This is a genomic window from Bacteroides sp. B1-V-101, assembly GCF_023656585.1.
GTDB classification, from domain to species: Bacteria; Bacteroidota; Bacteroidia; order Bacteroidales; family Bacteroidaceae; genus Bacteroides; species Bacteroides thetaiotaomicron.
In genome coordinates this window covers 387,667-400,657 of the sequence record NZ_JAMOKH010000002.1, presented here as the reverse complement: position 1 = coordinate 400,657, position 12,991 = coordinate 387,667, and the positions used below count along the sequence as shown (strand labels likewise).

Genomic DNA, 12,991 nt, shown 5'->3' with positions numbered 1-12,991 from the left:
GTAAACCGGAGGCAGGAATAATAAATAATAAAGTAAACAGCTGCCAGGGTTAGTAATATTTCTAGTCAACACATAGCAGCTATTAGAGATAAACAAGTCAACCATTATTAGGGAAGTACAATTATTGTCGTATCTTTGAAGGACGTTATTCATCATACTACCCGGGTGAACCGACCTGTTCACCCAGGTACACAGATACGTTCTCGAAGGTGCAATGATTGGTTCACCCGGGTAGAACGATGAAGATGTCGGTAAGATGACACGCAGATCAAGGCTTTAAATGCCGAAGAGATAAGTAACACCATATATAAACAACAGATAAACAACAATTAAGATGGCAGTACAATTCGAATTTTATAAGAATCCCGTTCAGGGAGAAGAAGAGGGGGAAACAAGTTATCATCCCAGAGTCGTGAATTTTCAACACGTGACTACCCGAAGACTGGCAGCCGAAATTCACTCGGCAACTACCTTTGGCAAGGCCGAAGTGGAAGCAATGTTAATGGAACTCAGTCGGTGCATGGGAAATCACTTACGCGAAGGGCAAAGAGTACATCTTGACGGGGTCGGCTATTTTCAGATCACATTACAAGCAACAGAGCCGATACATTCCATGGCCGCACACGCTGACAAAGTGAAATTTAAATCGGTCAGTTTCCTGGCGGACAGAGATTTAAAAGGTGAGCTTATAGGTATGCATGCACAACGCTCAAAGTATAAACCCCACTCGGCTACCCTCTCCCAAGAAGAAATAGACAAAAAATTAACCGGGTACTTCTCTACGCATACGGTTTTGACCCGCTCTGATATGCAGTCACTTTGCCAATTCACACACAGTATGGCGGCACGCCATATTCGCAGGTTGAAAGAAGAAGGCTCTTTGCAGAATATCGGAATTCGTACGCAACCGATTTATGTGCCGTGTCCAGGACATTATGGGAAATAGGTCAAAACAGAATGAGAGATACCCGAAAATAGAGTGAGAGATAGGCTGAAATGAAGCAATTTCATGGAGAAAATGATGAGAGATATCTGTTTTAAAAGTATCTCTCATTCTGTAATGAGCTAACCATCTGATGGTTACTCAAAAGCAGTGAGACCGTGAGACTATTTTTCTTCTTCTCTGGAAGAGCGGCTGATATACCTTGTAGTTCTCTACCAGACAAATCCCCAAGAAACGATCGTATATCTTATAAACTCCCGCCTCGTGAGTAATAAATTCTTTCTCCAGTAGCCCTTTCAGAGCTGACTGTACCAAACTGGCAGACAGTAGTTTATACTTCTTTATAAAAGCACCGGAAGTTATAGCTTTGGCTTCTCTTTCTTTAGTAATAGCGATCAGAAGTTCTTTTTGCTTTTCGGGCATGCGGAAAAGAATCTCGGAATAAGTATATCTGAACGAGCCCACAATCTGCCGGATTGCTTCTTCCGCCATTCTCACCCTGCAAACACCTTGTGGCGGAGTCATGTCATAAAGCACGTTCAGCACTTTTTGTATGTACCACGTACCCCCTTCAAATTGTCGGTAAATCCGGATAATTGCTTCAGTTTCAACAGTTTTACTATTACGTTCAAAATGAGAGCGGGCAAAAAAGACATACTCTTCCAAAGGAATTCTTTCCAAATGCATCATTGACACGCTTTGATAAAAAGGTCGGGAAGCGGTGAGGGACATATTGCCCATTACATCTACCGGCAAAAATAAAACGGGCATTGTTGCAATGCTGCACATACGTGCGCAAGGTTGCTCCCACATTCTTTTCTACATAACCGATGATTTGCTGGAACTCGTCAATGGCGACGAGGCAGGGTTTATCCGCCTGTTCCAGATACTGAAAGATCTCATCCAAAGTGTTAATCGGTGTATGTATATCTCCTAATCCCAGATTCAGAGAAGGCATGCCATTCACATCGAAAGTAATGCTTGCCTGCAGAGACTTCATGCTCTCCCAGAAAGCTTACAATGCTTTTTTCCCGGCAGGCTTGAGTCCCTCTAAAATTTCTTTGTTCAAGGCAAATACTAAATCTCGCAGTGAGCGGCTGTCGTATATGTCAATAAAAAAAGTATAGTAACTCTCCCGGATCTCCGGAAATTGAAAACAATGGCGAATCAATCCCGTCTTTCCCATACGCCGGGTAGAGACAAGAGCTAAGTTATTGCCATTCACCACCTCCCGCACGAGCCGTTCGCTCTCCTTATGTCGGTCACAAAAATAATCAGCAGATGCGTATCCGCTTGTGATAAAAGGGTTTCTTACCATAGATTGCTTTTATTCTTGTTGATTACGCAAAGACAATTATTATAAGATAATAATTCAAATTTAAGTTTTAAACCTTCTTCATGCCACAGAATTCCACAAATATACAATATCTAGAATATAAAACGTATTCTGTACATTTTCCAAAGAAAGAGACAAATAAAAGTCAGAGTACCGAATTCCTCATAAGCTTATTATACCAATCATCTGTCACTTCTTATATTAAGTATTTTACAAGAATATTGAGAAACAAAACACCAATTAAGGGCATAAGAAAATATGTATATCTCTATATGTATAAGATTTGTATGGCGACTTGAATTTCTCAAGAAACTCATTAAACAAAGGATGAGAGGTTTCTATGATTAACACATCCGCATCCTTTACTTGATCAATTAACAGAGAATCATCTTCGAATCCAAAACGCGTGTTCCGATAGTCGGTTGGAACAATATTAACTAACCCATAAAGATGGGGAGTCACAAGATAGTTCCATTGACGAGCCACAACAGTTTTTGATTCAGGTGGAATCACCTTTTGTAGAAATCCAGCTACATCAAGCTGTTGTTTTCTAGTCAGCTCACGATGATTCTCTGTATTTCTTCGCATTATCTGGTAATCCTTGGTAGCCTTTATTAAAAAAAGAACTGCAAGAAGTAAAACAACCCAATAAAACGAAAGACGAACCCAGACATATGAAATATTTCGAATCACAATTACTACCAACAGTACAATATAAGGGACTATAAAAATTAAATAGTGGGGCGAGGTATCATAGTAATTTTGCAACAATAAAAGAAATATGGAAAGAGTTAAAAAAATCATTCGCCTTCTCTCCAATTGATTGATCTTTCTCCAAATAACCGGAATCAACAACACAATAAAAAACATATGAAAGAATCTTTTCTGAAGTACCTCCATAACTCCTAAAAAACTTCTTCGCCCATATCCAGTACCCAACAGAAGGGTAAAATAGTTTCCCTGCCCTGTCAAACAAACAAAAAACAAATGAACAATCAGAACAGAAATCAACGACCATAACGCAACCTGTAAAACAGCAAAGAGCCTTCCTTTTATTGTTTTATCCAACCTCAATAATAAAATTAGCAAAACATAAACCGGCGCATACAACAGTGCGTATTGCTTACACAAGAAAGCTAATGTTAAGCAAAGCCCTGCTACTCCTAAATGTTTTTTATTTTTTAGCAAAATGTAGGTTCCCAATAATCCCCAAAAAGTAGCAAAAGGTTCCAATCCTAAAAAAACGGACTCAACTGAATAAAGATATATTATATATAAAATTATCGCATATTGTCTTGCGAATTTATTAACGTCAAAATTCCTTAGTATCTGCCATAACAAATATCCGTTTGCCAAATTAAAAAAGAGAGCAATACACATTGGTACTAATGGAGAAATATCTCCACCACAAAACACATAAGGAAGGCTTAAAAGATAAAAAACAAAAGGAGGATACCCCAAACTTATGTCCTGATATGGAACTAAACCATGAGCAATACTTTTCGCCGCTCCTACATAATATCCGTAGTCAGCATTAACAGGAACTATCGTTAAACTAAAAACATAGCCACAAACCAAAACAATGATTAATGATATACAACCATATTTACTTAATAGCATCCTAACGTTTTTCATCATACACATGTATTTTTTTTCTCAAATAAAAAAACAACTTACTAACCAGCAATAATGAGAAAGGAATCCATGCTGAATAAAATAATAACAACCTTCTACCTTCATCCCCAAAGGAAGGCAGAAAAACAAGAGTTGCCATTAAAGAAACATAGATCATCGTACCTTTCCAATACGTCCTAAAATATACCCAAAAGCCTAAAAAACCCAATACACCTATCAGAATAAATAGCGGTGAGACAAAAATATTCATTTTAAACACAAAAGAAGTTGGTAATATACCCCAAATTGTATTCGGATAAATTAAATTCTCTACCGCTTTACTATAAGAATTTAATTTATACTTCATTACATAGTGTTCCTTTTTATCACCCATAAGCGCATAAACAGAATCTGCTCGTTGCTTGAATGTGTTATCAAACGAAAAAGCAAATTGTTTCCTGCTATCCATAGCCCAAGTATCAACCAACATCTTCTCTGAATCATCAACAGAGACCTGCCCTGAAAAACGAAGTACCCTTATTGCTGTACAATACTCACCCAAATCGAACGTCAAAGAAGTACCGAGTTCTTTAAAAGTACTAATACTGGGGTAGGAGTTATAGACTTTTATCATCCAAGGAGTTATTGTCAGACAAGAAACGACAGTAACCAAGATTGCATCCACAAAAAAAACTTTAAAAGATTTCCTATGAACAACAAACATAAACACAATAATTCCCAATCCAATAACAGCCAAGGCTTTCAATGTCAAAATTGCAATACCAAGCAATACCCCCACGATTAATAGAGAAAAACGGCTATCTTTAAATAAATAACGAACAAAAAAATAGTTGAGAATTAGCAGTAAACTTACTTGTAAAGAATCTCTCAACAATGTTTGCAAGAAAAAAAAGCATGGAAAGAATAATAAGTACACAGCAGTAACAACCATTGCTTTCTTTTGTGTAGTAAAATAAAGAAGGGTTAAGAAAAAGAAACAGATCGATACTGAGTCTATCAAAGAAAATAGTAACCTCCCCCAATAGAACTCCGGATGATATTCCAACACAGCATACTCAGTCATTGAATAATTAGAAATCGGGGAAATATCCACACCAAAAAAAGAAGCAATCTGATAGGAGATTTTCAAAATATAAGGCCCGACAGGTTCTCTAAAAAAAGTGTCTTCCACAGGTGACTGTAAAGGTGAATAATAGCCGTTATCAATCAAATTAAATGCATACATATGATAGCCTATAACATCTGGATACAGCTCACTGATATTATAGGATAAGCAAAACACAGCCCTAACAGCAAATGCGACAAAAAATAGCAAAATCAGTTTCTTCTTCATCAGTGTTTTATATTAACCGCAAACGACACGAACTATTTCGTCCACCTCGTCGTTTGTCAATTCATAAAACATTGGTAAACGCACTAAACATTCAGCAAAATGATCCGCATTACTCAAGGCTCTACCATCATGTTTATCATGATAATATTCACTGCTGTGCAATGACAAATAATGAAATACTGCCAAAATACCATTATCTTTTAATCTCTTGATTAATTCTGTACGCTGCTCTAACGACTGACAAACCAAGTAGTACATATGAGCATTATTAGTTGCATAGTCTGGAATATTTGGCAAGGTTATCTGCGGTAAAGCTGCTGCTGACAGCAGATCATTATACCGACTCCATAATTCCTTTCTACGCTGTTGGATGTTTCCCATATTTTCTAACTGAGCCCATAGGAATGCAGCAATAACCTCTGATGGCAAAAAAGAACTTCCAGTGTCAACCCACCCATACTTATTTACTTCTCCACGGAAGAACTCGGCACGATTAGTACCTTTCTCCCATATGATTTCCGCCCGACGAATAAAACGATCATCATTTATTGCCAACATACCTCCTTCACCTGAAATAATATTCTTGGTTTCATGAAATGAAAAAGCAGCCAAATGCCCGATACTCCCTAAAGGCCTTCCTTTATAATAAGAATCAATAGCCTGAGCAGCATCTTCAATAACTAAAAGATTGTATTTTTGAGATAAAGCCATTATAGCATCCATATCACAAGCTACTCCTGCATAGTGAACTGGAACAATTGCTTTAGTTTTAGGAGTTATCAATGATTCAATGCGTGAAACATCAATATTCGGATTATCAGAACAGCTATCTGCAAAAATAATTTTTGCTCCCTGCCGGACAAAAGCTAACGCTGTTGAAACAAAAGTATATGAAGGTACAATTACTTCATCACCCGACTGAATATTAGCCAATATTGCACACATTTCCAAAGCATCAGTGCAAGAAGTTGTTAATAACGATTTCTTAAATCCATATTGATTTTCAAAATACTCCTGACATTTCTTGGTAAATATTCCATTACCCGAAATTTTACCGCCATACACAGCTTGGTACATATAATGCGCCTCTTTCCCTGTTAAATAAGGTTTATTAAATGGGACTTTAGTCATAATAATCTTTATTTATTTTTTCCAACTATGATAAATAAAAGTTCTCTCTATGATACTCATTTTACATTTTTCATAAAATTTGCAAGCTATATGATTGTTAACCTGTGTAGCGACATCTAGCCGTCCTATACCTTTCAATCTCAAAGTTTGCTCACATTTCAATATCAACGCTTTTGCCATGCCTTTACCACGGACATATTCATCAGTCGCAATCAATCCAATAACACCTTTTTCTGGTGTTATTTTCAAAGTTACAAAAGCACAAATCCTCCCTCCATCTTCTATATAATATAAATAATCTGCCATTTCTCCAGAAAGAGAATTATCAATCCACATCCTATACATTTCTTCAAACTTGCCTGAAGCAAAGTTTGTGTCCAATTTATATCGAGAATATTCCCCACTGATATACGCAAGACTATATAACTGTTCATATATAATACAAGAACTGCTATACTCTTTTATTGTATAATTTGTAGAAAAGCTTAAGTCTGATATTTGCTTTGAATAAATCAGTTTACAGTCGACTAAAAGATTATCTCTATTTGGTAGAAAAGCATTTCCCTCTATAGGTTTCTTTTCCTTAAGATATAACAAATCATACTTATTAACCTCAGCATCTGGTACGGTCAATAGTTGTTCTCGGCTAGTACTTCCTACCTCTATTCCAAAAAACTGACTATCCCAGTTTAAGCGTTCGATTGACATACATTCAATTCCTCTTTTACAATAAACACAGGTCGCTTTTTTGTATTATCGAAAACCTTTCCAATATATATTCCAACAATTCCAATCAGCATAACTATCATACCTGATAAAAACCAAATAGAAACTATCAAACTTGCAAACCCAATTACATTAATGTCACCTAACATATATCTTACTAAGAAATAAAAAGCTATGCATAAAGACAAGAACGAGAGCAAAAAACCAAATTTCACAACCAATCTTAAAGGCTTATCCGAAAAAGCTATAATATTGTCAAATGCTAATTTAAATAGTCGCCTCATATTGTAACTTGAAGTCCCTTCTAATCGCTCAGAATGACGAACCGGCAAGTAATATTTATCATATCCAACCCACTGCGCCATTGTCGGGAAATAACGTACGCTATCCTGCATAGATAAAATAGCACTTACTACCTTTCGATTGTAAATCCCAAAATTAGCAACACTACTATCCTGCCGCGTCTCTGTCAGGTAACTAAATAGCGCATAAAAGCACTTTGATGACATTCGTTTAAAAAAAGAATCCTGCCGTCCTATCCTTTGAGCAAATACAGAATCCCAACCTTCTAACGCTTGTCTATACAAATTAGGAATTTCATCCGGTCGATCTTGCAAATCACAATCCATCACAACCACCCATTCACCTTTAGCAAAGTTCAATCCAGCCGTAATAGCATAGTGTTGTCCAAAATTACGGCTCAGGTTAATTCCTTTCACTCGTTTATCATTTTTACAAATTTCTGTGATTTTTTGCCACGACTTATCAGGAGAGGCATCATTGACTAGTATAATTTCAAAATCAGGAGACACTTTTTCTACATTGTCAATGATTTGTTTTACCAATTCTTCGACAATATTTTCTGCTCTATAGATAGGAGATACAACACTGATTTCCATTTTTCATCAATATATATTTAGTATTTATCACTAAAATATTTATAATTTCACTGTAATAAAAATGCCAATTATAATAACTACTAATCCCACAAGTTTCCCAATTGTAAAAGGTTCACCAAGAACAAAAACTCCAATCAAGAAAACCAATGCTGGAGAAAGAGACATAAATGGATAAGCATAAGTTATATCAAACTTAGTCATAGCTAACATCCAGAATACAGAAGCTATAAATGCACTTGCAAATCCAGAAAAGACTAATGGATCAAACAAAAATTTCAAATATGAAATCAGCATTTGCATACCGCCTTCATTCACATTCAATGACCAATTCAAATCAGTAATTCTCCATTTTAGAATGATTTGACCATAAACAGTAAACAAAATGGTTAGAAAAATATATAGATAGCCCATTTGTTAGTTTTAATTAGTTTGCAAATATACAATTAAGCATATGAAATGCCAAATAAAACAGTTTTTTTTGAAAGATAAACAATGTAAAACCATCAACAATGTAGCAAACAAGACGAGAGAACAGAAAACCTAAATAAATACATGTAAATAGTCAATACAAGAAATAAAAGCACACATGATGATCTTATCCAAACAATTCTTTATATATTTGCTGAAAATATAGATTTAATATATAAGCAACATAAATGAGAATTGGCATACTATACATTTGTACAGGTAAATATAGTATTTTTTGGAAAGATTTTTATTTAAGTGCAGAACATTACTTCATGCAAGACAAATCTGACACACTAGAGTACTATGTATTTACAGACTGTCCCAAATTGTACGACGAAGAAAACAATGAACATATTCATCGTATAAAACAAAAAAATTTAGGATGGCCTGATAATACGCTAAAGCGATTTCACATATTTCTTCGCATAAAAGAGCAGCTATTACAAGAAACCGATTTTCTATTCTTTTGCAATGCAAACTTGCTTTTTAAGCAAGATATTGGGCATGAGATTATCCCTCAAAAAGAGAATTATCAACTTGTAGGCACAATACACCCAGGTTTTTACAACTCACATAACTCAGAATTTACATATGAGCGCCGCCACAATTCAAAAGCATACATCGCCGAAGGAGAAGGTATACATTATTATGCTGGAGGCCTTTCCGGAGGATTCACAGAGGCATATTTACAACTCTGCGAAACCATAAAATCATGGGTAGATATAGATAGTTCCAATGATATTGTAGCAATATGGCATGACGAATCACATATTAACAGATATTTTCTCGAAAATCCACCATTTATATTATCACCTGCCTATTTATACCCGGAAGGATGGTCCATTCCATTTAAAGAAATCATAATGATCAGAGATAAAAGTAAGGGAGAATATGGAGGTCATATCCTTTTACGAAAAAAAGAATCATGGGGATATAAATTTCTAAAGATTATCCAAAAAGTATTCTCCCCTTCACCAAATTAAAAATGCTCATTCATAAACATCAGACTATGTATACAAGCTTTAAAGTGAAAAACTATGAGCTGATTCTTTCTTATACTGCACTAGGTACAGCTGCGTTGCAAATAAGCCAGCTCTTACTTGAGGGTATTCTGCAAATACATTACACCATATATTATCCTATCCTAAAGGAATACCGGATTCTGTAATAACTCTCTCCAAGAGTATTCAATCTCATCATCACAAAGAATTGTTATTTTCTGGGGGTTATCCATTAACAAAGCGCCATATTTCCCCATGGTACCTTTACTCGTTATCTGATGCTTACAGCGAGCGATTAAAATTAAATCCATATATCCTTTATCAGAACCATTAATATTGACAACCTTACAATTATCGATTGTTAATTGAAGAGAGGGGACAAGCTCATTAATCACCCAATCAGGCTCATCTGAAAAAAAATAAAAATAAGGAACAGCAGCTATTTGCTTTTTACAGTAATCAACAGATCGCTTAAAATAATCAACAGAAGCAGGTTTCCCATAATCGTAAAGTTCTACTTTCAAATCTCCACGACGCACATGAACAGCTACTGAGCCTAGGCATGAATCTATCTCATCACAAATTTGCTTATTTATTTCATCCAAAACATTCAAATCAATTCTAAAAAGAGAGCGGAAAGCATTCAACCAAAGATCAGCAGGAAGATGGTAATATCCTCCTAAATAGACAGGAGGTTTTTTTTCTAAAAAAGAAAAATCATCTACCCTTTCTGTTGTATTATTTCCTATGTTATAAAATTTTCGTTTATAAATAATAATTGAAGTTTTAGAAGCAGATTCTAATTCTAAATAAGGAAATGCTTTTAGCAAGTCGAAATTGCGCACAAATTTATGATCCTTATCCATTCCGCATTCATCATAAAACGATAGATCATAAGCAATCTTATAACCACGATTTCGATATAATTGCCCTAACAGATACTGATGCATCTGAGAACAAATACCTCCATCTAAGAGTATCATAATTTTAGGAGAAATCACTCCCATTTTAAGGAATTTCTTATAAAAGCTCCTTTTCCATTTTACCAATGCACCCATACGCTTCAAATTTTTCTTCGCCAATTATAATATTTCAATTTTAAATATCCCATAAAAAAGGATGTTTGATATGTCTTCACTATTTTACGTTCCCGCCTCGTCAAATGATTCATAAAATAAGGAAAACATTTCAAATCTATAAGTACCCTTTTCATTTCCTTATTCGCATCCCTTAAACGTTTCCAATAGATCCTACGAAATGTATTCCTAATATGAAAAAAAGCAAGAGATTCTTGAAAATCATTCCCAGCACCTTTCTTTATAATATATTTTTCTACCCATTCTGTATAGTCCACAAAGTCTTTATATTTCTTATCGTCAAAATTGGAAGGATGAGACATTGAAGAAGGAGTAAAATTATAATCTATAATTATATAATCAATTGACGTAACCTTATGCGAACACATCAATAACTGTGTAGAAAGCACTGCATCCTCACCTAATGAAATTTCCGGTCTTTCAATCTCATTCTGATATAACGAACGGAGATGAAATTTAGACCACACACACCAATATGCTTTTTCAAAAAGAATTTTCTTTAAATAATCTCTGCCTGACAATTCTACAAAAGCAGAGAAAGTGGATTTTTGAACTTTACCGTCATTACAAAACACAAATGGGGCTACCACAATATCTGCTTGTGTTTTTTCTGCCTTATCTACCAACAGAGATACAGCATCCTCATGCAGAGTATCATCACTATCCAAATATTGAATATATTTTCCTGATGCAATATCTATACCCGATTTACGAGCTTGCACTAATCCTGCATTCTCCTTTTCAAAAACCACTATTCTCGAATCTTCTATCGCATAATCTTCTATTATAGTTCGACTATTATCAGTACTACCATCATTAACGACTATAATTTCCAAGTTAGCATATGTCTGATTCATAACACTTTCAAGACAAGAGCTAAGTGTTTTTTCCGCATTATAAACAGGAATAACAACAGAAACTAAAGGCTGACACCGTTCCAAATGTAAAGCAGTATTACGAACAGGAAAAATAACATTTGCACTATATTGAGAATTTATATCATTCATATCACAGGACATTATTATACTTCTATCACAGCTATATTGACACACAAAAGTAATGCAAAAAACAAATAAGATACAAAATTTATTCAATTAAATAATATAATAATAACCATCAGCACCCTTTATACCCTTTAAGAGCTATTTATAACAATTATAATTCCACACATACCACAAAAACTCAGGCTCATTAACAGAACAGACAAACAAAGAGTTCTCTGTATACATAGGCAACACTCCCTTTTTTAATTGAGTTGCCCCCCTACTTCTCTTTCTATCCGAAAACCTTTTATTAAAAATTAGTAAAGAGCCAAACGATTCTACCTTGTCTAACGAGATAGGGACAACAAAGACCATTATAAATAATCGACTTAATATCTTAATTACATTCTATATTCTTTGATTTACTCCGCCTTATTTTGAGAATACCAACAGCCCCTATTTAAGCTAGCGACGCAGGACATACCTTTTTAGTCTCTTTTTTCTTAGGATTCCTTAACATCGAACACAAGTTATTTCGATATATATTCCCGTAACCATAAGAAACCAGATACTTTTGCTTATTCCAAGGTTTACTAAAAAATTGATCAAAAAAAGCCAAAAGTTTTTCCTTCCAATCCAAATAATTAATTGTATTTAGCCAAGACTCTGACAATATAGACAAATACTCATCATCATTTATATCCAGCTCAACAATACGCTCAACAAGAGCTTCTAAAGACGGATAATCAGAGGCATCAATGAATGAACTACGATTAAAGTCCAATCCAACCTGTTTATTTCCCCAATAAATCGGAAGAGAATTCACAAGCATCGGTTCCATAATCTTCTCAGTCGTATATCCATCTCTTATACTATTTTCAAAAGCTATATTAAACTTATATTTTTTATAAACTCTTTCTTATTGGATACAGGTCCACCAATATTATTTTCAAATCGCCCACCTGAATCTACCTGTTTATATTCCGAAAGCTAATGAAAAAAACGATTTCTTTCCGGTGAGCCGCCAGCATTTGAGACAACAAAACTGCAAAAGTTTCGGTTTAAAATAGCACCTATTTCAAGGAACTTAGGAGTTGCTAATTCCTCTATTCCATAAAAAACATATAATGGCAAACGCAAATATCTATCATTAAATTCCATTATATCAAACCCAATCGCATAATCACAAAGATTAAAATCAGGGGTAAAATTCTCCCCTACATAAAATATCTTCACTCACCTCTCATAAGCAAGATGATCATAACCAAATATTGAAAATATTAGGTAATCTGGTTCATCACTTATTTCGACATCATATTTTCGTTCTAAAACTTCAATGAAAGAATTATGATAATCATCAAAACCTGGCCAAAAATCTGTAAATTTAATCTTTATTTTCATTTCAATAATTTTATATTCTAACAAACAAAGTCACAATC

General features: G+C 34.8%; 11 protein-coding genes and 2 pseudogenes. 2 read left to right on the top strand and 11 right to left on the bottom strand.

The window, feature by feature from the left end:
• The first annotated feature begins 334 nt into the window (after positions 1–334).
• Positions 335–946, top strand: a complete 612-nt coding sequence (locus NBH01_RS03085) for an HU family DNA-binding protein (protein ID WP_008767588.1) — start codon at positions 335–337, stop codon at positions 944–946.
• 201 nt (positions 947–1,147) lie between these two features.
• Here the strand turns inward: NBH01_RS03085 and NBH01_RS03080 are convergent.
• The 7 genes and pseudogenes from NBH01_RS03080 to NBH01_RS03050 form a co-directional block, all read right to left on the bottom strand.
• Positions 1,148–2,261, bottom strand: a pseudogene (locus NBH01_RS03080) (AAA family ATPase); the annotation flags it as partial.
• Positions 2,262–2,519: 258 nt separating this feature from the next.
• Positions 2,520–3,917 (bottom strand): glycosyltransferase family protein, encoded by a 1,398-nt coding sequence (locus NBH01_RS03075; protein ID WP_225657712.1) that lies wholly within the window; start codon positions 3,915–3,917, stop codon positions 2,520–2,522.
• Positions 3,901–5,247, bottom strand: a complete 1,347-nt coding sequence (locus NBH01_RS03070) for a glycosyltransferase family protein (RefSeq protein WP_225657713.1) — start codon at positions 5,245–5,247, stop codon at positions 3,901–3,903. Before NBH01_RS03070 ends, NBH01_RS03075 begins: the two co-directional genes overlap by 17 nt.
• A 12-nt stretch (positions 5,248–5,259) precedes the next feature.
• Positions 5,260–6,378 carry a dTDP-4-amino-4,6-dideoxygalactose transaminase gene (gene rffA / locus NBH01_RS03065; protein WP_225657714.1) on the bottom strand — a complete coding sequence of 373 codons (1,119 nt, stop codon included), beginning with the start codon at positions 6,376–6,378 and terminating at the stop codon, positions 5,260–5,262.
• A 12-nt stretch (positions 6,379–6,390) separates the two neighbouring features.
• The gene (locus tag NBH01_RS03060; protein WP_225657715.1) at positions 6,391–7,086 is read right to left on the bottom strand and encodes a GNAT family N-acetyltransferase; all 696 of its coding nucleotides are present in this window, start codon (positions 7,084–7,086) and stop codon (positions 6,391–6,393) included.
• Positions 7,068–8,003 (bottom strand): glycosyltransferase family 2 protein, encoded by a 936-nt coding sequence (locus tag NBH01_RS03055; RefSeq protein WP_225657716.1) that lies wholly within the window; start codon positions 8,001–8,003, stop codon positions 7,068–7,070. The genes NBH01_RS03060 and NBH01_RS03055 overlap by 19 nt, the downstream gene beginning before the upstream one ends.
• A 39-nt stretch (positions 8,004–8,042) precedes the next feature.
• On the bottom strand, positions 8,043–8,414 hold the full coding sequence (locus NBH01_RS03050) for an EamA family transporter (RefSeq protein WP_225657717.1): 372 nt from the start codon (positions 8,412–8,414) through the stop codon (positions 8,043–8,045).
• 245 nt (positions 8,415–8,659) lie between these two features.
• Here NBH01_RS03050 and NBH01_RS03045 point away from each other — a divergent pair, with 245 nt between their 5' ends.
• A complete protein-coding gene (locus tag NBH01_RS03045) occupies positions 8,660–9,454 on the top strand; it encodes a family 6 glucosyltransferase (protein ID WP_225657718.1) in 795 nt (264 codons plus the stop codon).
• 161 nt (positions 9,455–9,615) lie between these two features.
• Here NBH01_RS03045 and NBH01_RS03040 read toward each other — a convergent pair whose 3' ends face one another.
• The 4 genes and pseudogenes from NBH01_RS03040 to NBH01_RS03025 all read right to left on the bottom strand — a co-directional run bounded on the left by NBH01_RS03040 (position 9,616) and on the right by NBH01_RS03025 (position 12,953).
• Positions 9,616–10,530, bottom strand: a complete 915-nt coding sequence (locus NBH01_RS03040; protein WP_225657719.1) for an alpha-1,2-fucosyltransferase — start codon at positions 10,528–10,530, stop codon at positions 9,616–9,618.
• A gap of 5 nt (positions 10,531–10,535) precedes the next feature.
• Entirely contained in the window at positions 10,536–11,510 is a 975-nt protein-coding gene (locus tag NBH01_RS03035; RefSeq protein ID WP_373151156.1) for a glycosyltransferase family 2 protein, read from the bottom strand.
• Positions 11,511–12,012: 502 nt separating this feature from the next.
• Entirely contained in the window at positions 12,013–12,423 is a 411-nt protein-coding gene (locus NBH01_RS03030; RefSeq protein ID WP_234173796.1) for a glycosyltransferase family 10 domain-containing protein, read from the bottom strand.
• A gap of 119 nt (positions 12,424–12,542) precedes the next feature.
• Positions 12,543–12,953 (bottom strand): annotated as a pseudogene (locus NBH01_RS03025) (hypothetical protein).
• Between the last annotated feature and the right edge of the window lie 38 nt (positions 12,954–12,991).

Bases quoted from the DNA above. Each gene is read 5' to 3' on its own strand.
- NBH01_RS03075 (WP_225657712.1), bottom strand. From the start codon at position 3,917: ATGATGAAAAACGTTAGGATGCTATTAAGTAAATATGGTTGTATATCA.
- rffA (WP_225657714.1), bottom strand. From the start codon at position 6,378: ATGACTAAAGTCCCATTTAATAAACCTTATTTAACAGGGAAAGAGGCG.
- NBH01_RS03060 (WP_225657715.1), bottom strand. From the start codon at position 7,086: ATGTCAATCGAACGCTTAAACTGGGATAGTCAGTTTTTTGGAATAGAG.
- NBH01_RS03045 (WP_225657718.1), top strand. From the start codon at position 8,660: ATGAGAATTGGCATACTATACATTTGTACAGGTAAATATAGTATTTTT.
- NBH01_RS03050 (WP_225657717.1), bottom strand. From the start codon at position 8,414: ATGGGCTATCTATATATTTTTCTAACCATTTTGTTTACTGTTTATGGT.
- NBH01_RS03070 (WP_225657713.1), bottom strand. From the start codon at position 5,247: ATGAAGAAGAAACTGATTTTGCTATTTTTTGTCGCATTTGCTGTTAGG.
- NBH01_RS03055 (WP_225657716.1), bottom strand. From the start codon at position 8,003: ATGGAAATCAGTGTTGTATCTCCTATCTATAGAGCAGAAAATATTGTC.
- NBH01_RS03040 (WP_225657719.1), bottom strand. From the start codon at position 10,530: ATGGGTGCATTGGTAAAATGGAAAAGGAGCTTTTATAAGAAATTCCTT.
- NBH01_RS03085 (WP_008767588.1), top strand. From the start codon at position 335: ATGGCAGTACAATTCGAATTTTATAAGAATCCCGTTCAGGGAGAAGAA.